Source organism: Pseudomonas sp. VS40 (assembly GCF_018587885.1).
In the GTDB taxonomy this organism is placed as follows: Bacteria; Pseudomonadota; Gammaproteobacteria; order Pseudomonadales; family Pseudomonadaceae; genus Aquipseudomonas; species Aquipseudomonas pergaminensis.
In genome coordinates this window covers 427,739-447,273 of sequence record NZ_JAGYWD010000005.1, presented here as the reverse complement: position 1 = coordinate 447,273, position 19,535 = coordinate 427,739, and the positions used below count along the sequence as shown (strand labels likewise).

Genomic DNA, 19,535 nt, shown 5'->3' with positions numbered 1-19,535 from the left:
TCCTTCTACTGATGCACGGCGAGCTGGTAGGCCGTGTACTTACGAATGTTGATAACGCCGGTGTCGAAGATCAGGTATTGGCCCTTGATCCCCAGCAGCGTGCCTTCGGCAATCGGGTTCTTGTCCAGGTTGAAGCTGACGATCTTGGTCGGATACTGCTCGACCGGATAGCGGATTTCGATCGGCTCAATGTCGGCAATCGTTTGGATGGCCTGCAGGCCAAAGCGTTCCTGCAGACTCACCAGGCCTTCGGCGCAGGAGGCGAACAGCTCGTCACGCACCTGCTTGAGGTCGACGGACTGGGCGTCGCCCTTGAGCAGCGCGCGCCAGTTGGTCTTGTCGGCCACCTGGCTGCGGAACAGGTCCTCGACGAAGCCGGATTGCTGGCGGGTCGTCACGCGCATGATCGGCAGCGCCTGGCTCGCGCCCTGGTCGAGCCAGCGCGTCGGCAACTGGGTGGCGCGGGTGATGCCGACCTTGATCCCCGACGAATTCGCCAGGTACACCACATGGTCGGTCATGCAGAATTGTTCGCCCCAGCCCGGATCGCGGCAGGTGCCGGCGTCGTAATGGCAACGCTCGGGGCTCATGATGCACAGGTCACACTGGGCCAGCTTGGTCATGCACGGGTAGCAGTACCCCTGGCTGAAGCTGGTCTTGGTCTTGCGGCCGCAATGGCTGCAATGGATGGCACCGAGGTATTCCAGGCGCACGTGAGTGCCGATCAACGGGTTGACCGGCACCTCGGCATTGCCCAGGCGAAACGCGTATTGAACGGTCGGCTCACCGAGTTGCGCCGACATTTTGCTGACTGCACCGCGACCAATTTCAATCAATGGATCGCATCCGACTTGAACAGGATATTCGGTACTGGCGCGGACTTGGAGGCACATTCCTGCGGGCCCATGTAGCCGGTGCGCTGGTCTTCCGGCAGGTTCTGGATTTCCCAGGCGATCACCGCTTGCAGGGACAGCTCGCGCTGTTCGGCAGTGAGCTTGCGGCCATCGGACCACTTGCCGATTTCCACGGCGAGCTTGAGGCTCTCGTAGATGTCCGGGGTGATGTTTTCAATCATTTCAGCAAAAGAGGACATAAGGCTCTTCCTTATCAAAGAGAGGCTTTGTGGCGGCTGTACAGCCCACCCAGCAAACCCGTCAGGCAACCGATAACCAGGCCGCCGACATGGGCAGCATTGGCGATTTCGCCGAAACCGATCATCGAGACCAGCCCCGACAGGCAGAGCAACAGCCACACCAGCATCATCACCAGCACCCCACGGGGCAGGCGATAGGCCGGATTAGGCGACAGTAATTGAAAAATCCAGCAATGCCCGAGCAGGCCATACAGCACGCCGGACAACCCACCGAACAGGCCGGGGCCGCCATAAACATATTGAGCGTAGTTCGACACCAAGCTGAACAACAGGGTCAGGCCCAGCAAATTGATGCTGCCCTGGCGCGCTTCGATGCGCCGGCCCAGTTCCCAGTACCACATGCCATTCATGGCGAGGTGCAGGATGCCAAAGTGGATCAGCATCGGCGTGACCAGGCGCCACCACTGCCCTGCCGCCAGGCTGTCGGCCAGCGGCGTGAACTGGATGTACTCGCCGACGATGCGGAACTGCAGGAACGTCAGCCAACTCATGGCTTGCAGGTTTTCACCGAGCAAGGTCACGGCGCCCACAATGATACTTGCCAGCAGCACCAACGCGGTTAACGGGCTGTGCCGCAGTTGCTGGAGAAACCCAGGGCGCTTGATCGGCGCCTGCTCGGGAATGTCCAGTTGCTGGTCCGGGTCACCGGCGGGAAAGCGTTGGTACAGCACGCGCACGTCGTCGCTGATGTTCTCGGGCACCCACAACACCTGCTCGCCCGCCTCTTCACTGACACGATGGGGCACTTGCATGCGTTGCAGCAACTGGACAAAGCCGCCCAGGTCGACGCTCAAGGGCAGGCGTAATACCGCCACAGCACTCATTTGATAACCTCGGGGCGCTCTACGTCGACCCATACGAATTTACTCGGATCCAGGCGGGTTTCCTGATCCAGGCGATAAGCCACCAGCTTGCCGTACAGCACGGCGCTGTAGTCCAGGCACGCCAGGTTCTCGCGGATCGGCGCCGGTTTGCCGCTGCGCCAGTAATGGCCGACGAACAACAACGGTTCGTCGACGCCGTAGCGCAGCAGGGAATTCTTTTCGGTGGACGATAACGGCGTACGCGCCACTGGCTCCGGCAAGGCGTCGGGCTGGAACACGATATCGCCGTAGGTCTTGGGGTCGTCCTCCCAGAACTTGGTGCGAAAGAACGAGCGCGTCAGGCCATCGCCACCGGTCAGCGTAAGGCCGTGCGGCAGGCGCATGTCGGTACCGCGCAGCAGGCGGTCGAAGGCGTTGCAGGCAAAACTGCCCGGCACGGCGGCGGCCTGCAGGAAGTGCTGGTCGATGCAACCGTCCGGGAAGGTCGCGCGCAGCGGCTGGATAAAGCCGTCGTCCCAGCACGCATGCACCACGCGGAAGCGCCCAGCGTCGACGAACAGCGGCATGTCATAGAACCAGCCGAGGAAGTCATGCCAGTCCGCCGGGTGGTGTTCGAACTGGGTCAGGGTCTCCTGGATCAACCGTGCATGCCGTGGGTTGTGCTCGCGCACGAACTGCTTGCCACTGCCCGGCGGCGCCGGTGTGGTCCAACCCAGGGCGTTGAACTCGTGGTTGCCCATGATGCACAGCGCCTGGCCAGCCTCGGTCATGTCGTGGACGATATGCAGCGCCTCGCGGATGCGTGGGCCGCGGTCAATGATATCGCCGAGGAACACCGCCATGCGCGACGGATGACGCCAGGTGCCGCCCTGCTTGTGGTAGCCCAGCAGGTCGAGCAGGTGCTCAAGGGTGTGGGCGCAACCGTGCACGTCACCAATCAGGTCGTAGCTACGCGCGGGATCGAGCATCAGTCGCCTCCACCCCCCAAGCGGCTGCCCCAGCCCAGCTTGGTGCGGCACACTTCGTAGTAGTTGTGGTCCAGCGGGTGGATCAACCGCAACTTCTGTGCCTTCTTGCTCACGGTGATGGTGTCACCGGGGGCGCAGGTGAAATGGTTCTGACCGTCGCAGGACACCTGCGGGTAGATCTGCATGTCTTTGGACACCACGATTTTCAGCTCACTGTTGCCGTCGACCACGATGGGCCTGCTCGACAACATATGGGGATACATCGGCACGATCACAATGGCATCCAGCTTGGGATGCATGATCGGCCCACCTGCCGACAGCGCGTAGGCCGTGGAGCCGGTGGGCGTGGCGACGATCAGGCCGTCGGCCTTCTGGCTGCACACGAATTGGCCGTCTATATAGAGTTCGAACTCGATCATCCGCGTCGACTTGCCGGGGTGCAGCACCACATCATTCAAGGCATCGCCCTGGCCGATGGCTTCGCCGTGGCGGCGCACTTCGGCTTGCAGCAGGAAGCGGTTTTCCACCAGGTAATGGCCGTCGAGCACCTTGGCGACTTCGACTTCCAACTCATCGGGACGGATATCGGTGAGGAAACCCAGGCTACCCCGGTTGATCCCCAGCACCGGTACGTTGTGCCGCGCCAGGGCACGGGCGGCGCCGAGCAGGCTGCCGTCGCCGCCGACCACGATGACCATGTCGCAGACTTCGCCTAGCATCTTGCGCGACGAGGTTTGCAAGCCGTGGCCCGGCAGGATTTCAGCGATGGTGTCTTCGAGGATCACATGCAGGTGGCGTTCCAGCAGGAACTTTTTCAGCCGGCGGACGGTGTCCAACACCTGGGTACTGCCCAGGCGACCGATAATGCCGATATTGCGAAATTGCTCCATGGGGCTCCTGCGGGATGTGGGGTGTGGCAAAAAAGAACGATTATGGGCGAAAGGCCGTCCCAGGCAAAATCCTTTGTCGCCGTGAAGCCTTGATGACAAGGGTTCTCATCCACCCGCACGACACTGAAAAGGCTATGCTCGGACCATGACTGTGTTCCCGGATCTGCACAACCTGCCCCGCCAGCTGCGCCACCCCGAAGTGCGCGACCTGGCGTGGGTGATGCTCGCCCCGCCGATGCTCGCGCAAACACCGTGGCCGCAGCGCCACCCGCTGGCCGGCAGTGACTGGGTGCAGGCGCCGCACCTGCTAGAGCGCTGGCTGCGCCAGCTCGATCAGGACAGCAGCGCCTTGCAGCAGTGGCTGAACCAGTCACGCACCCGGCGCCTGGGCCTCTATTACGAGCGCCTGTGGCAGTTTGCGGTGCAGCATGCGCCGGGCGTGGAACTGTTGGCGGCCAACCTGCCGATCCGCCGCGCTGGGCATACCCTCGGCGAGTTGGACATGCTGCTGCGCGACCGCGACGGCGTGCATCATCTGGAGCTGGCAATCAAACTGTACCTCGGCCCGCAGGACGGCAATGGCCAGGACACGGATCAATGGTTGGGGCCGGGCTGCCACGATCGGCTGGACCGCAAACTGGCGCATCTGGCCCAACATCAACTGCCGATTTCTAAGCGAGCGGAAAGCCAGGAGGCGCTGGCGGCGCTGGATATCCAGCATTTCGATGCGCATTTGTGGCTGGGCGGTTATCTGTTGTACCCCTGGCCTGGCGAGGCCCAAGCCCCCATTGGTGCCCATCCACAGCATTTACGTGGGCGCTGGTTGCATCAGCGTGATTGGCCAGCGTTTGTCAGCCAAAGTCCGCCCGGCCGCTGGCAGCCCCTGCCCAGGCATGCGTGGTTGGCGCCGGCGCATTACCCGACGGATGAAGTCTGGAGTGAAGAACAGATGAGGGGCTGGCTGGCGCAGCTGGATCCCATGGCGCCGGCGCAGTTGTTGGTGCGGATGGTTCAAGTCGATCAGGATTGGGAGGAAGCCGAGCGGCTGTTCCTGGTGGCGGACCTTTGGCCCAACGTGCCGGGCAATAGCTAATCGTCAATATGCCGATAGTCCAGCTGCAACCCCACGGCCAACTCCCGAGCCCGACCCAACCTGATGGGCCCGCGCTCGATATCCACCAACAGCCCCGGACACTCCAGCAACGGCAACCCGGCGATGTCCTTGAGTCGCCCGTCAGTGATCACCAGCAGCCGCTGTTGTTCAGCCGGATACCGCTTGCGGCGCAGCGTCAACCACGCCCCGGCCTCGGTCAACGCCGCGAGCAACGGCGTACCACCGCCCGCGCCCAATTGATCCAGCCAGTCCGCCAAGCCCTTCGCCGCTTTCAACCCTTGTACCTGCCATTTGGGCGAGTGCCCGCTGGCCGTCAACAACGCCATCCGCGCCCGCTGGCGGTAAGCGTCATCGAACAATTGCGCCAACAAACCCTTGGCATCGGTGAGCGCACGATGCCGCCGGGTGGATGCCGACGCATCGACAATCACCAACCAGAGCTCATGGGCCGAACGACTGCGCAGGTGATAAAGCAGATCCTCACGGGCTTGCGGCCGGCCACCGAGCAAGGTGCCGGGCCAATTGATCGTCCCCTGCTTCGCGCTGCGCGCCTTACCGTGCCTGCCGCTGTCCAGTCGCCCTGCCTTGGGGCGGGCATCCGTCCCCGTGTCAGGCCGGGGGCGAATGCCTAGGGCTTTTTTGGCCAGGTGGGGACTTCCCGGCGCGCCCCCGTGGGCAGGGCCGGAGCGGGCATGTCGCCCCACTGGCCTTGGCCTGGCGAAGCGTCGGAAGATTTGGGCGACTGCCCTTCGCTGGGCGGGTTGGACGATGGGGCTTGTTCCTGGCGACGATGGCGCAGGGCAAACTCGGCCACCGCTTCGATATCTTCCTCGGCGATCGCACTGGCGCCACGCCAGGCGGCATGGGCCCGAGCGCCGCGCAACCAGACCAAGTCCGCACGCAAACCGTCGACGCCCGCCGCGAAGCAACGTTCGGTGATCCTTGCCAGCGCCTCGTCGTCCAGCGCGATAGTGTCCAGTTGTGCCCGCGCCTGAGTGCAGCGTTCGCGCAAGGCCGCCTGCGACACTTCCCATTGCGAGCAGAACGCCGCCGGGTCGCTGTCGAAATCCAGGCGCCGACGAATAATCTGCCCACGCTCGGCGGGCAAGGTCTGCCCGCTCAACGCCACGTTGAAACCGAAACGGTCGAGCAGTTGCGGACGCAACTCGCCCTCCTCCGGGTTCATGGTGCCGATCAGCACGAACCGCGCCGAATGGCGATGGGAAATGCCGTCACGCTCGATCAGATTGGTGCCGCTGGCGGCCACGTCCAGCAGCAAATCCACCAAATGATCGGGCAGCAGGTTGACTTCATCGACGTACAGCACGCCGCCATCCGCCTTGGCCAATACGCCGGGCGAAAACTGCGCCCGGCCCTCGCCCAATGCAGCATCCAGGTCCAGCGTGCCGACAAGGCGCTCTTCAGTCGCGCCCAGGGGCAAAGTCACGAATTGACCACTGGCCAGCAGGTCCGCCAAACCACGCGCCAAAGTCGACTTGGCCATGCCGCGCGGGCCTTCGATCAGCACACCGCCGATCTTCGGGTCGATGGCGGTCAGGCACAGCGCCAGTTTCAGGTCATCGGCGCCGACTACGGCGGACAGCGGAAAATGGGGAATATCAGTCATACGATCCCTCTTCAAATTCTGCGACACAAGCAACCACACTGTAGTGAGCGGGCTTGCCCCGCGCTGGGCTGCGTAGCAGCCCCAATAAAGCTAAACGGATTCTTCCTGGCAAAACGCGGTGTCCGGTTTTGGGGCCGCTTCGCAGCCCAGCGCGGGGCAAGCCCGCTCACCACAACAAGCTTGCCTTCAGCCATCCTCTTCGATATCCAGCAACAGGTTTTCCAACGCCTCGCGGTACGCCCCCGGTTCCTGCCACATGCCACGCTGCTGGGCTTCGAGCATGCGCTCGGTCATGTCGCGCAGCGCATCGGGGTTGTGCTGTCGCACAAAGGACCGGGTATCGGGGTCGAGCAGATAGGCGTCGGCCAACAGCGCATATTGGTGGTCGTCTATCAGCGCGGTGGTGGCGTCGAAGGCGAACAGGTTGTCCACGGTCGCCGCCATCTCGAACGCACCTTTATAACCATGGCGTTTCACGCCTTCGATCCACTTGGGGTTGGCGGCGCGGGAACGGATCACCCGGTTCAGCTCTTCCTTCAGGGTGCGGATCTTCGGCAGGTCGGGCTGGCTGTGGTCGCCATGATAGCTGGCAGCCTTATCGCCGCTCAGGGTTTCCACGGCAGCAAGCATGCCGCCCTGGAATTGGTAGTAATCATTGGAATCGAGCAGGTCGTGCTCGCGGTTGTCCTGGTTCTGCAACACAGCCTGCACCTGGCTCAGACGCTGGGCGAATTGCTCGCGGGCGGCGGTGCCTTCGTCGGAACCGCCATAGGCGTAGCCGCCCCAGTTCAGGTAGACCTCGGCCAAGTCTTCGCGGCTTTGCCACAGGCGACCGTCGACCGCGCCCTGCACGCCCGCGCCATAGGCGCCGGGCTTGGCGCCGAAGATGCGCCAACCGGCCTGTTTCGCAGCGGCCTCGTCGTCCAGGCCGGACTTGAGCAACGCCTCGCGCTCACTGCGCACCTTGGCCGCCAGCGGGTTCATGTCGTCCGGCTCGTCGAGCGCGGCCACCGCTTGCACGGCGGCATCGAACAGGCGGATCAGGTTGGCGAAGGCATCCCGGAAAAAGCCCGACACCCGCAGCGTCACGTCTACGCGCGGCCGGTCGAGCAGGCTGATCGGCAGGATTTCAAAGTCATCCACCCGCTGGCTGCCCGTCGCCCACACCGGGCGCACGCCCATCAGCGCCATGGCCTGGGCGATATCATCGCCGCCGGTGCGCATGGTGGCGGTGCCCCATACCGACAGGCCAAGTTGGCGCAGGTGGTCGCCATGGTCTTGCAGGTGTCGCTCAAGAATCAGGTTGGCCGACTGGAAACCGATGCGCCACGCGGTGGTGGTGGGCAGGTTGCGCACGTCGACGCTGAAAAAGTTGCGCCCGGTCGGCAGCACATCCAGACGCCCGCGACTCGGCGCACCGCTAGGGCCAGCGGGCACAAAACGGCCGCTCAAGGCATCGAGCAGCCCACGCATTTCCGCCGGACCACAGGCGTCCAGGCGTGGCGCCACGACGATACGCAGGCTTTCGATCACGGCTTTCACATCCTCCCAGCCGGACTCTTCCAACTGTTCAAGTGGCCCTTCCAGCGCCTGCTCGATCAAGCGCGCGGCGTACAGCTCCAGGCGTTCGCGGGTATCGCCGGCGGTGCGCCACAACTGCCCGTCGATCTTCTGCAGCACCAACGGGCGCCGTCCTGTCCACGGCTCGGCCAGGGCGCAATCGAGGGGGTCAAAGCCCAGGTCGAAGGCCTTGGCCAGCACCCGCAGCAAGCTCGACTGCGGGCCACGGCCATCGCCCCGCGGGATGCGCAGCAATGCCAGCAAGGTGTCGATACGCAAACGCCCCTCGGGCGACTCGCCAAAGATATGCAGGCCGTCGCGGATTTGCGACTCCTTCAAGTCGCACAGGTAAGTGTCCAGGCGCGGCAGCCACACGGCGGCATCGGCGTCGCTTTCCAGCTCCAGTTCCTGGTCGATACGGGTTTCGCGCACCAGCTTGAGGATGTCTTTCTGCAATTCCAGGGCGCGGCGCGGATCCAGCAACTGGGCGTCGTAATATTCGTCCGCCAACAGCTCCAGGTCACGCAGCGGGCCATAGGTCTCGGCACGGGTCAGCGGCGGCATCAGGTGGTCGATGATCACCGCCTGGGTACGCCGCTTGGCCTGGGCGCCCTCGCCCGGGTCGTTGACGATAAAGGGATAGATATTCGGCAGCGGCCCCAGCAGCGCGTCGGGCCAGCAGTTTTCCGACAGCCCCACGCCTTTGCCGGGCAGCCATTCGAGGTTGCCGTGCTTGCCCACATGGATCACGCCATGGGCGCCGTAGGTGTGGCGCAGCCAAAAGTAGAACGCCAGGTACGCGTGGGGCGGCACCAGGTCCGGGTCGTGGTACACCGCGCTGGCGTCCACTTGATAACCCCGGGCCGGCTGGATACCGACAAAGGTCAGGCCCAGGCGCAGGCCAGCGATCATCATGCGGCCATCACGGAACATCGGATCGTTTTGTGGCGTGCCCCAGCGTTCCAGTACGGCCTGCCGATTGGCTTCGGGCAGGCGAGCGAACATCGCCGCGTAGTCGTCCAGGCCCAGGCTTTGATGGCACGGGCGCAGGTCGAGGCTGTCGAGGTCGTTGGTGACGCCGCCGAGCAACTCGTGGATCAGCGCCGTGCCACTGTCGGGCAAGGTCTCCGGCAGCGGATAGCCTTCAGCCTGCAGGGCACGCAAAATATTCAGTGCGGCCGCTGGGGTATCGAGGCCCACGCCATTGCCAATCCGACCGTCGCGGGTCGGGTAGTTGGCAAGGATCAGCGCGATGCGCTTGTGCGCATTCGGCACTCGCGCCAACTCGACCCAGCGTCGCGCCAGTTCCGCGACAAAATCCATGCGCTCGGGCGCGGCGCGGTAGCACACCACATCCGACTGGCTGCGCTCGCTGCGCCAGGCCAGGTCCTTGAAGCTGATTGGCCGGCTGATGATCCGTCCATCCAGCTCCGGCAGGGCGATGTGCATGGCCAAGTCACGCGGGCCGAGGCCTTGCTCGCTGGCTTCCCAACCAGGTTGGTTGTCCTGGGCGCAAATGGCCTGGATCACCGGGATATTGCGGCGAAACGGCCGCAAGTGCGGCGCTTCGGGGCTGGACTGGGCGAAGCCGGTGGTGTTCAGGATCACCGCCGCACCCACCTCATCCAGCCAATCCTCGACCACCGCCAGGCAGCCGGGCTCTTTCAAACTGGCCACCGCCATCGGCAACGGGTTAAGCCCCGCGGCCTGCAAGCGCTGGCAGAACACGTCGATAAAACCGGTATTGGCCGCCTGCAAATGGGAGCGATAGAACAGCACCGCCGCCACCGGCCAGTCGGCGTGCCAGTCGGCCTGCCAATCATTCAGGCGGGCGTTAGCGTGGCGCGGATGATAAATCGCCGTGCGCGGCAGGGTCTGCGGCTCCGCCCAGGCGTAGTCACGGCCCAGGTAGGCACTGGCCAGGCAGCGATAAAAATCCAGCGCATTGCCTAGGCCGCCCTGGCGCAGGAAGTGCCAGAGGCGATCACGCGCTTCGGCGCCGACGGTGCTCAACCCGCTGAGTTCAGGGTCCGGACGATCATCCCCCGGCACTAGGATCAGCTGCACGCCCCTTTCGGCCAGCTCCACCAGGCGCTCGATGCCGTAGCGCCAATAACCGATGCCACCATGCAGCGAAATCAGGATGACCTTGGCATGGCGCAGCACCTCATCGACATACAGGTCGACCGAGGCATGGTTCTGCACCTGCATCGGGTTGGCCAGGCGAAAGCTGGGGTAGTCGTCGGGTAACTGCTGGGCCGCTTCGGCCAGCAGCGCCAGGCTGGAATCACCGCTGCACAGGATCACCAGTTCAGCGGGGGTCTGGCCAAGGTCGGCAATATTGTCGTCCGAGACGAAACCACCGGGCTGGGTCCTGAGCAGGTGCATGGGTTAAACGCTGAGAGCGGCGCGCAGTTGCGCTTCAAGGCCGGCCGCATCGAGGTCCTGACCGATCAGCACCAGGCGCGTGATGCGCGGCTCGTCGGCGCTCCAGGCACGGTCGAAGTGCTTGTCGAAACGCGTGCCCACGCCCTGGATCAGCAGGCGCATCGGCTTGTTCGGGATGGCGGCGAAGCCTTTGACGCGCAAGATGCCGTGCTGCACCACCAGTTGCGTCAGGGCGTCGAGCAGCAGCGCTTCGTCGGCTTGCGGCAGGTCGATGGAGATGGAATCGAAGGCGTCGTGATCGTGATCGTCTTCACCTTCGTGATGATGATCGTGATGGCTGTGGCGACCGTCGATGTGTTCTTCGGAGCCTGCACCCAGGCCGATCAACACGTCCAGCGGCAGGCGACCGCTGCTGGCTTCAATGATCTTCACGGCGGGTGGCAGTTCTTCGGCGACTTCCAGGCGCACGCGAGCCAGGTCTTCGGGGCTGATCAAGTCGCTCTTGTTGAGGATCACCAGGTCGGCGCTGGCCAACTGGTCGGCGAACAGCTCGTGCAGGGGTGATTCGTGGTCCAGGTTCGGGTCAAGTTTGCGCTGGGCATCGACCTGTTCCGGGAACGCCGCGAAGGTGCCTGCGGCCACGGCCGGGCTGTCGACCACGGTGATCACCGCGTCAACGGTGCAGGCACTGCGGATTTCCGGCCACTGGAAGGCTTGTACCAACGGTTTTGGCAGGGCCAGGCCGGAGGTTTCGATAAGGATATGGTCGAGGTCACCACGACGGGCGACCAATTCGCGCATCACCGGGAAGAACTCTTCCTGCACGGTGCAGCACAGGCAGCCGTTGGCCAGCTCATAGACGCGGCCGTTGGCTTCTTCTTCGGTGCAACCGATGGAGCACTGCTTGAGGATTTCACCGTCAATGCCCAACTCGCCGAATTCATTGACGATCACCGCGATACGGCGGCCCTGGGCGTTGTCGAGCATATGGCGCAGCAAGGTGGTCTTGCCCGAGCCGAGGAAGCCGGTAACGATGGTGACGGGGAGTTTGGCCAGTGTTTTCATCGGATGCCCTTGGGGGCGGGCATACGGGACGATAGGCCCTGCGACGGCACGCAGCAGCGGATTTCGTCACCGGATCACCCCGCCCGGTTGAATTGGAAAATCGGTTGCGAGGCAGGTCTCCTGGCTTGGGGCTTGCGGGTCTTGCGACCAGCGCTGGCTGCGCCTTCCCGCTGTAATGGCAGTGGCGTGGCAGTCAGATGAACCCTTTACAGTTGCGGGGGCAGCCGCGGCTTGGACCGCGTTCCCTTCTTAGCTTCGGCCTGGGCTGAAGAACCTCGAGGGTGCAAGGCTACGCAGTGCTTGGGGGATGGTCAATGATGGGGTTTGGGTTGGGGTACATATCCGTTGCTGCGGTAATGGCCGCTTATGGTTCCGCCCTTACGGCGGGTCACTTTGCAAAAGCGGCAAAGTAACCAAAGCGCTCTTGCCCCAACACTCGGTACCTCGCCTAGGCTCGGTATGCCCGTAATCCGACAGTGATTTGGGGGGCCGCCGCCACGCGCCATCCATGGCGCGGGGCGGCTAAACCGGCATCCCTGCCGGTTTACCCCCCAAATCCCTGCCGAATTCCGGCCAGCGTGTTTGACGGGGCGCCTAAGATCAAAATCAAAAGCACAGCGGCCTGACAGCCGGCTTGAGTGGTGTAAAGCAAAGGCAAAATCAAACGCGGTCTTGTAGGAGCCGGCTTGCCGGCGATGGTCTTCAACGATGACGCGGGGAATCAGACAAAACGCGGCGGTCTCACGTTTTTCGCCGGCAAGCCGGCTCCTACAGAAAACGAAAAGCGTATCTACGATGCGAAGCGAGTCGCTCTTGATCTGAGGCGCCCCGTCAAACACGCTGGCCGAACGCAGGCTTGAATCCGTGGGTAACCCGGCAGGACGCCGGGTTAGCCGCGCTGGGCCAAGGATGGCCCATCGCGGCGGCCCACGGATTCAAGCCGGAGTGAGGGCACACCGAGCCTAGGCGAGGTGCCGAGTGTTGGGGCGAAGGCCTTTTGGTTACTTTTGGGCCTTTCCAAAAGTGACCCGCTGTAAGAGCGGAACCATAAGCCGCCGTTACCTAAACAACGGATATGCTCCCAACAACCCAATTGACTCCCCTCCCACCCCCATGCTCTCCTACACACCTTGTTTCGGGTGCCCCTCACAGGGTGAAACGGGAAACCGGTGCGTCATAGCGATATGACCAGTCCGGTGCTGCCCCCGCAACGGTAAGCGAGCGAAGTGTCAGATCCACTGTGCCTCCAAGGCATGGGAAGGCGACGCTTAATAGGCGCAATGCCCCTCGCAAGCCCGGAGACCGGCCCGAAAAAATCAGATAACAAACCCGCGGTGGGCGGGCGCTGTTTAAACCCTGCGTGCCCGGCTCGCGGTGTTTTCATGCGCTCGTTTCACCCTGACACCTGAAAGGGACGCGCCATGTCGATCATCAGCAGCACCTCGCACACCGCCAGCAGCTCCGCCCCCCTGAGCCAACGCCTGACCGCCGCCATCGGCGCGTCGATTCTCGGCGCGTGCCTGGTGTACTTCGCCGGTTTCTCGCACATCGAGGCCGTGCACAACGCCGCCCACGATACCCGCCACAGCGCCGCGTTCCCGTGCCACTGAGACCTGCCGACATGATCAAGCGTATCGCGCAAACCGCAGGTTTCACCGGTCTTCTGGCCGCCCTGCTGCTGACCCTGTTGCAAAGCTTCTGGGTCGCCCCGCTGATTCTGCAAGCGGAAACCTACGAACATGCCCCTGCCGCCACCGAAGTGGCCCATGCACACACCGAGGGTGCCGCCGCCCACACCCACGACGCCGAAGCCTGGGAACCCGAAGATGGCTGGCAACGCGTGCTGTCCACCACCGGCGGCAACTTGGTAGTCGCGGTCGGGTTTGCGTTGATGCTGGCCGGCCTGTACACCCTGCGTGCGCCGACCCGTACGGCGCAAGGCCTGCTCTGGGGCCTGGCGGGTTACGCAACCTTTGTGCTGGCGCCAACCTTGGGCCTGCCGCCAGAGCTGCCAGGCACCGCCGCGGCTGACCTGGCGCAACGGCAGATCTGGTGGATCGGCACTGCCGCGTCGACCGCCGCCGGTATCGCGCTGATTGTGTTCGGTCGCAACTGGCTGCTCAAAGCGCTGGGCGTGGCGATCCTGGTGGTGCCGCACGTGATCGGTGCTCCACAGCCAGAAGTACACTCGATGCTGGCCCCGGAAGCCCTGGAAGCCCAGTTCAAGATCGCTTCGCAGTTGACCAACGTCGCATTCTGGCTGGCCCTGGGCCTGATCAGTGCGTGGCTGTTCCGCCGCAACCGTGACGATCAATACGCGGCATGATCCTGGTGGTCGGCCTGGGCTGCCAGCGCGGTTGTGATGTTCACGCCTTGCAGGCCCTGTTTGATGCGGCCCTCGCCGAGGGCGATATCGAGCGCCAGCGCATCACCGCGCTGGCCAGTATCGATCGCAAACAGGATGAACCAGGCCTGCTGGCGCTGGCCAAAGCACTGGACCTGCCGTTGCAGTGTTTCAGCGCCGAGCAACTGGCGGTTTTCGAAAACCGCCTGAGCCACAAATCCGAGGTGGTTTTTGCCCATACCGGCTGTTACGGCATCGCTGAAAGCGCCGCCTTGGCCCTGGCTGAACACCTCGGTCACGCCCCTGCCCGCCTGCTGATCACCCGCAGAAAAAACGCCCAAGCGACCTTTGCATTGGCGTGCGCCGGCTAAAATCCCGATAATCGCCCGCCCCGATCATGAATAACATTCATGCTCGCCCGTTTTTCGACAGGAATTACCATGACCGTCTACTTCATCGGCGCAGGCCCCGGCGACCCGGAATTGATCACCGTCAAAGGCCAGCGGCTGATCCGCAGTTGCCCGGTGATCATCTACGCCGGTTCACTGGTGCCAGCGGCGGTGCTGGAAGGTCATCAGGCCGAAACCCTGGTCAATAGCGCCGAATTGCATCTGGAGCAGATCATCGACCTGATCAAGGCCGCCCACGCAAAAGGGCAGGATGTGGCCCGCGTGCACTCCGGTGACCCGAGCCTGTATGGGGCAATTGGCGAACAGATCCGTCATTTGCGCGAGCTGAACATCCCCTTCCAGATCATCCCCGGCGTCACCGCGGTAGCCGCTTGCGCGGCGCTGCTGGAAACCGAACTGACCCTGCCCGACATCGCCCAGAGCGTGATCCTGACCCGCTACGCGGATAAAACCAGCATGCCGGCCGGTGAAGACTTCGACAGCCTGGCCCGGCATGCCACGACCATGGCGATCCACCTGGGGGTCAACCACCTGGATAAAATCGTCGCCGAACTGCTGCCGCACTATGGCGCGGATTGTCCGATTGCCGTGGTGCATCGCGCGACCTGGCCGGATCAGGATTGGGCAGTCGGCACCCTCGATGACATTGCCGAGAAAGTGGCGTCAAAAGGGTTTCGACGTACGGCATTGATTGTGGTGGGTCGGGTGCTGGCCAATGATAGTTTCAGTGAGTCTTCGCTGTATCGGGCCGGGCATGCACACCTTTACCGACCATGACAAATAACCTCATAAAATAGCCGCAACTCACTGATATATGTGAATATTTTGATACTGTAGGAGCTGGCTGGCCAGAGATCGCGGCGTATCTGCTGCCGACTCTGTTGACTGACACGCCGCTATCGCCGGCAAGCCGGCTCCTACAGTTAATCTTCAGCGTTAGATAGACGGCGTAAGACGCTGAATTTAAAGCATAAAAAAACGGCGCTCACGGGGCGCCGTTTTTCTGTTCGCAGTGAACACCTTACTCAGTAGTAGGCGTTTTCTTTCTGCGTGTGGTCGGTCACGTCACGTACACCCTTGAGCTCCGGAATGCGCTCAAGCAAGGTACGCTCGATGCCTTCACGCAAAGTCACGTCCGCCTGGCCACAGCCCTGGCAGCCGCCGCCGAACTTGAGCACGGCAATGCCGTCTTCGACCACGTCGATCAGACTGACCTGACCACCGTGGCTGGCCAGCCCAGGATTGATCTCGGTTTGCAGGTAATAGTTGATGCGCTCGTTGACCGGGCTGTCAGCGTTGACGTTCGGCACCTTGGCGTTTGGCGCCTTGATGGTCAACTGGCCGCCCATGCGGTCGGTGGCGTAGTCGACTACAGCGTCGTCAAGGAAGGCTTCGCTGAAGGCATCGATGTACGCGGTGAAGCTTTTGAGCCCCAGGGCGGTGTCCTCAGGCTTCTCTTCCCCTGGCTTGCAGTAGGCAATGCACGTTTCAGCGTATTGGGTGCCGGGCTGGGTGATAAAGACGCGGATGCCGATACCTGGGGTGTTCTGCTTGGACAGCAGGTCAGCCAAGTAATCGTGGGCGGCGTCGGTAATGGTTATGGCAGTCATGGAAACTCCTCACAGGCTTGTCGGCAGTTTACGCCAAAATATTACGTTGGTACAAAGTCCTAGTATTTTTGTCGGGAAAGGACAATCGGAGCCTCCACGCCAAACCAACGCTTGAGCCTGAGGTATGCACCCTTTTCCAGCCAGTGATAGCTGTAAAAGGCGCCAGATGCGGTCAGTACGATGCAAACAGGCAATATCAAGTAGGGGCTTATTCCAGTGTGTCCGACAACCCATCGTCCAGCACACAGCACCAGGTCGTGGAGCAAATACACCGAATAGGAACAATCACCGAGCATCTTCATAAAGCGAGAGCCTTGAAAGAAAGGCTCCAGCATCACAAAACTCATCACCAACATCGCGCTGGGCACCCCCCACTCCAGCACGCGCGGTATATCGGCCCCCTGGTAAATCGCCGCACAAGCCACCACGATTCCCAACAACGGCAGCCATGCCCTGGCCCGAAACAGGCCGCGGCGGTACAGCATGCCGATCACAACGCCCATCAGGAATTCAAAAACCATGTCCTGACGATAAAAGTCGCTGGTCAAGTCGAGCCCAGGACCGATGTAGCACACGAGAAACAGTAGCACCGCCACCACCCACAACCGATATGACGGGGGAACCATTAAGGCGATGGCAAACAGGGCATAGAACAGCATCTCGAAGTTCAGGGTCCAGCCGACATTCAGCAGCGGGTAGACCCCATAGCCCCCTGGGTTTTCAGCGCAGAGAAACAACAGCGACATGAGCGCATGACCCAGTTCGAGATGATCATCTGGAAACATCGAGGGGACGACCGCGATGACGACAGCCGTGACCAGGGTATAGAACCAGTACGCTGGAACTATCCTGGCCACTCGCATCAGTATGAATTGCCTGGGTGTCAATGACTTGTCAGCGGTCGCCAGGAAAATCACAAGGCCGCTGATGACAAAGAATACGTCGACCCCTATACCGCCCTTATCGGCGAACACGAACTCCAGAGGGTTATGTGCCTCATAATCGAAAAACGTCCCCATGAAGTGATGCCCCACCACCACCCACGCCGCCAGCGCCCGTAGCGCCTGTACTGAAATCAACATGATCGGAATACCTGCTCCACTCCCGCAAGATAGATATCCGACCGCTTCAGCACCCGCTCAGAGAGATGACTGGATCACTGCCCTTAGTTATAGGTTTTCATAGCGGTTCATGTCCAATACCCCTTCTTCCACCGGCAGGGTTTCGCGGATGTACTGCGATAAATCGTGAAAGTACTGCCAGAACAACGGATGACTGCGTCGCACTCCCCAGCGATCCACAATCTTCTCGAAACGCTTGGCATCCTTGGCCTGCTCCATTTCAGCCACGAACTCAGGCACTTCCTGGGCCGGAATATTGAACATGAAGTTCGGGTAGCTACTCAGCACACCCGGATAAATCGTCACCGTATCCAGCCCTGGCTGGTAGCGATAAGCCTCACCCAAGAGAAACGCCACATTACTGTGGGCGCGGTTGCGCAACATGCTGTAGACCACGCGTTTGCCGTTGGCGGTTTCAACCCGCAGCATGGTCGCTTCAGGCAATTGATCGATCACCTTGAGCCCAGCAGCCGGCCGTGAGGTCAAGCGACTTAGCGCCTGCTCCGCATCCTGCAAGGCCGGATCAACACCGTCACGCGAGCAATAAGCACCGCTACAGCGATTGATCGGATCCGGACTGGCGTTCAAATCGCCGTAACGGCTGAGCAGCTGATTGGCAAAATCGCGCTTCGGATCGTTTTCGTCCAGGTGCAGCCCAGTAGGTTTGTCGTCATCGATAGCCTCGTAATCCAGCCACAGCTTGAGCTTGCCACTGTTCTGGTACCAGTCATCCATAAAACCTTCGCGCGAATCGGCCGGCATCAAGCGTAGAAAGTTCTGCTCGGCGCCATTGCGGATCAAGTCGAAGTACAACCGGGTCTGGGCCTGGTGCGACACGTTGCCAAACACATCAAAATTCACCGCCAACTGGTAATACGTGCGCTCCAGCAACGGGTAGTCAAACAGCCACATCGTCTGCGGCACCTCGCCAATCAGCCCTTTGGTCACCGAGGCGCTGTCGAAGTGGCGGAAAATGCTCAGCAAGGCATTGTCATTGCCCGCCCACAGGCTCGACCAACTCGGTGGCGGCAGGTCGGCGTAACTGTCACGGCGCAGGGCCTCGTATTCATTGCGTTTGTCGCGGTAGGCCAGCCACAGGCTGAGCACACTGCCCACGTCATCGTTCTGCCCCGGCATGGCCAGCAAGGGCGTGGCCTGGCCGCGATAGCGCGCGTCGGTGATGTACAGGTCGTGGTCCGGGTCCTGGAACAGGGTCCAGAAGTTATCGCGGATCACGTCCGTGGCGATCTGCCCACGGCAAACCGGCCCGCGAATAAAGGTGCGCACAAAGTACTCGGCGTTATCCAACATGAACTGGTAACGCGCCTTGGCCGGGATGGCCTCGAAGGTTTCAAAGGGGTTGGCGCGCCGGCCAGGGCCGTAGCCCGGCAAGGCGTTGACCTGCCAGTCACCGGCGTAGAACAGCGCTTTGATGCGCGCCATCTTGTCGGCACTGAATGGGTACGTAATGTGGGTCTTATGCACAATCACGCCCTGCACCGGCCATAGGCGGTAGTACACCTGGGTGCCCGGATCATCATTGGGACGGCGCGTGGCGATCAGGTCGATGGGTTGGCCGCTCGGCGTACGCGAACGCACCCACTGGAAGAAATGCCCCGGCTCGCCATTCTCGAAGTAAATGTGGGCAAGGAACAAATGCTCGAACAACCAGCGCGCCACCAGGCTTTCGCGGGCGCCGGGCTGGTTGAACAGGTTCTCCCACTGCTGCACTTGCAGGGCTTCCCGGGCGCTGGGGGCCAGGCCTTGTTCATCGATTGGCGCACCCGACGCGAGCCAGCGTTGCAGGGTCTGGTACTGCTGGTCGGTCAGTCCCGTGACCGCCAGCGGCATGCCTTCCTTGGGATGGGCACCCGCGTAGGCATTGAACTCGCCGGGCATGGCGCACATGTTTTCGCGGTTCAGGCCCAGCACAATGTCGTCGGGCAACTTGGCATTGGGTTGCAGCGGTGCGTTGTGGCCCAGTTCCAGCATACGCGCCATCAGGGCGGCCTGGCTGCCTTGGGCGTCCAGTACCGAATAGAAGCCTTTCTGCTGCCAGGCTTGCTTGCCAAAAGCGTCATAAAACAAGCGGGTGGTCGGCGTGGCCTGGCTGCGTTCGCCGTCGTACACCGGCATTTTGCTGGCACCGCGCGCCGCGCCCTCGGCACTGCCCAGGTTGAGCTGGCAGGCGGAGTCGTAGCAGGCGTGGCAGGCCACGCATTTTTCGGTGAAGATCGGTTGAATGTCGCGGGTATACGAAATCGCCGGGGCGGGTCCGTCAGCCTGTGCGAGGCAGGCGACCAGTGCCAGGACGGCGCTGGTGATGAGGCGAAGTGACATGTATCCGGTCCCGATTCAATGCGTGCGCTGAAAAATTGCCGGTGATTCTACCGGGCCATCCCCCACAACAACATGAACGATATTCATGCAAAACCTGCACATGCTCTAAATCGGCACAGGT

The 19,535-nt window shown here is 62.2% G+C and carries 17 protein-coding genes and 2 riboswitches; of the genes, 5 read left to right on the top strand and 12 right to left on the bottom strand.

Features of this window, described 5'->3' with window-relative positions:
- Nucleotides 1-5: 5 nt before the first annotated feature.
- Genes KHP07_RS17690 through KHP07_RS17670 form a run of 5 tightly spaced genes read right to left on the bottom strand, consistent with a single transcriptional unit; the run spans nt 6 to nt 3,835 of the window.
- The gene (locus KHP07_RS17690) at nt 6-836 is read right to left on the bottom strand and encodes a DUF2797 domain-containing protein (RefSeq protein ID WP_214497638.1); all 831 of its coding nucleotides are present in this window, start codon (nt 834-836) and stop codon (nt 6-8) included.
- Nucleotides 833-1,093: a YeaC family protein gene (locus KHP07_RS17685; protein WP_016972751.1), complete on the bottom strand. Its 261-nt coding sequence runs from the start codon at nt 1,091-1,093 to the stop codon at nt 833-835. Before KHP07_RS17685 ends, KHP07_RS17690 begins: the two co-directional genes overlap by 4 nt.
- A gap of 14 nt (nt 1,094-1,107) precedes the next feature.
- Nucleotides 1,108-1,977, bottom strand: coding sequence for a rhomboid family intramembrane serine protease (locus KHP07_RS17680; RefSeq protein WP_214497637.1), 870 nt, complete (start codon nt 1,975-1,977; stop codon nt 1,108-1,110).
- A complete protein-coding gene (locus KHP07_RS17675; protein ID WP_178076800.1) occupies nt 1,974-2,948 on the bottom strand; it encodes a metallophosphoesterase in 975 nt (324 codons plus the stop codon). The genes KHP07_RS17680 and KHP07_RS17675 overlap by 4 nt, the downstream gene beginning before the upstream one ends.
- Complete coding sequence (locus KHP07_RS17670) at nt 2,945-3,835, bottom strand: NAD(+) kinase (protein WP_003217892.1); 891 nt, start codon at nt 3,833-3,835, stop codon at nt 2,945-2,947. Before KHP07_RS17670 ends, KHP07_RS17675 begins: the two co-directional genes overlap by 4 nt.
- A gap of 145 nt (nt 3,836-3,980) precedes the next feature.
- Here KHP07_RS17670 and KHP07_RS17665 point away from each other — a divergent pair, with 145 nt between their 5' ends.
- A complete protein-coding gene (locus KHP07_RS17665; protein WP_214497636.1) occupies nt 3,981-4,928 on the top strand; it encodes a DUF1853 family protein in 948 nt (315 codons plus the stop codon).
- On the opposite strand, the gene KHP07_RS17660 is transcribed toward KHP07_RS17665, so the two are convergent.
- From KHP07_RS17660 to cobW, 4 genes are all read right to left on the bottom strand, one after another.
- Nucleotides 4,925-5,524: a vWA domain-containing protein gene (locus KHP07_RS17660; protein ID WP_214497706.1), complete on the bottom strand. Its 600-nt coding sequence runs from the start codon at nt 5,522-5,524 to the stop codon at nt 4,925-4,927. The two genes, KHP07_RS17665 and KHP07_RS17660, sit on opposite strands and share 4 nt — an antisense overlap.
- Before the next feature lie 53 nt (nt 5,525-5,577).
- Entirely contained in the window at nt 5,578-6,576 is a 999-nt protein-coding gene (locus tag KHP07_RS17655; protein WP_214497635.1) for a magnesium chelatase ATPase subunit I, read from the bottom strand.
- Between the two features lie 186 nt (nt 6,577-6,762).
- Nucleotides 6,763-10,524, bottom strand: a complete 3,762-nt coding sequence (gene cobN / locus KHP07_RS17650) for a cobaltochelatase subunit CobN (protein WP_214497634.1) — start codon at nt 10,522-10,524, stop codon at nt 6,763-6,765.
- 3 nt (nt 10,525-10,527) lie between these two features.
- Complete coding sequence (gene cobW / locus KHP07_RS17645) at nt 10,528-11,589, bottom strand: cobalamin biosynthesis protein CobW (protein WP_214497633.1); 1,062 nt, start codon at nt 11,587-11,589, stop codon at nt 10,528-10,530.
- A gap of 93 nt (nt 11,590-11,682) precedes the next feature.
- A riboswitch (cobalamin riboswitch) is annotated at nt 11,683-11,882 on the bottom strand.
- 827 nt (nt 11,883-12,709) lie between these two features.
- A riboswitch (cobalamin riboswitch) is annotated at nt 12,710-12,914 on the top strand.
- A gap of 96 nt (nt 12,915-13,010) precedes the next feature.
- Here cobW and KHP07_RS17640 point away from each other — a divergent pair.
- The 4 genes from KHP07_RS17640 (at nt 13,011) to cobM (ending at nt 15,120) form a co-directional block, all read left to right on the top strand.
- Complete coding sequence (locus KHP07_RS17640; RefSeq protein WP_214497632.1) at nt 13,011-13,199, top strand: CbtB domain-containing protein; 189 nt, start codon at nt 13,011-13,013, stop codon at nt 13,197-13,199.
- An 11-nt stretch (nt 13,200-13,210) separates the two neighbouring features.
- Nucleotides 13,211-13,915, top strand: a complete 705-nt coding sequence (locus tag KHP07_RS17635) for a CbtA family protein (RefSeq protein ID WP_214497631.1) — start codon at nt 13,211-13,213, stop codon at nt 13,913-13,915.
- Nucleotides 13,912-14,304 (top strand): cobalamin biosynthesis protein, encoded by a 393-nt coding sequence (locus KHP07_RS17630; protein ID WP_214497630.1) that lies wholly within the window; start codon nt 13,912-13,914, stop codon nt 14,302-14,304. The genes KHP07_RS17635 and KHP07_RS17630 overlap by 4 nt, the downstream gene beginning before the upstream one ends.
- 69 nt (nt 14,305-14,373) lie before the next feature.
- On the top strand, nt 14,374-15,120 hold the full coding sequence (gene cobM, locus KHP07_RS17625; protein WP_214497629.1) for a precorrin-4 C(11)-methyltransferase: 747 nt from the start codon (nt 14,374-14,376) through the stop codon (nt 15,118-15,120).
- A gap of 248 nt (nt 15,121-15,368) precedes the next feature.
- On the opposite strand, the gene nfuA is transcribed toward cobM, so the two are convergent.
- The 3 genes from nfuA to KHP07_RS17610 all read right to left on the bottom strand — a co-directional run bounded on the left by nfuA (nt 15,369) and on the right by KHP07_RS17610 (nt 19,414).
- Nucleotides 15,369-15,953, bottom strand: coding sequence for a Fe-S biogenesis protein NfuA (gene nfuA / locus KHP07_RS17620; protein ID WP_003173594.1), 585 nt, complete (start codon nt 15,951-15,953; stop codon nt 15,369-15,371).
- Between the two features lie 59 nt (nt 15,954-16,012).
- Nucleotides 16,013-17,035 carry an acyltransferase family protein gene (locus tag KHP07_RS17615; protein ID WP_214497628.1) on the bottom strand — a complete coding sequence of 341 codons (1,023 nt, stop codon included), beginning with the start codon at nt 17,033-17,035 and terminating at the stop codon, nt 16,013-16,015.
- A gap of 87 nt (nt 17,036-17,122) precedes the next feature.
- The gene (locus KHP07_RS17610; protein WP_214497627.1) at nt 17,123-19,414 is read right to left on the bottom strand and encodes a fatty acid cis/trans isomerase; all 2,292 of its coding nucleotides are present in this window, start codon (nt 19,412-19,414) and stop codon (nt 17,123-17,125) included.
- Between the last annotated feature and the right edge of the window lie 121 nt (nt 19,415-19,535).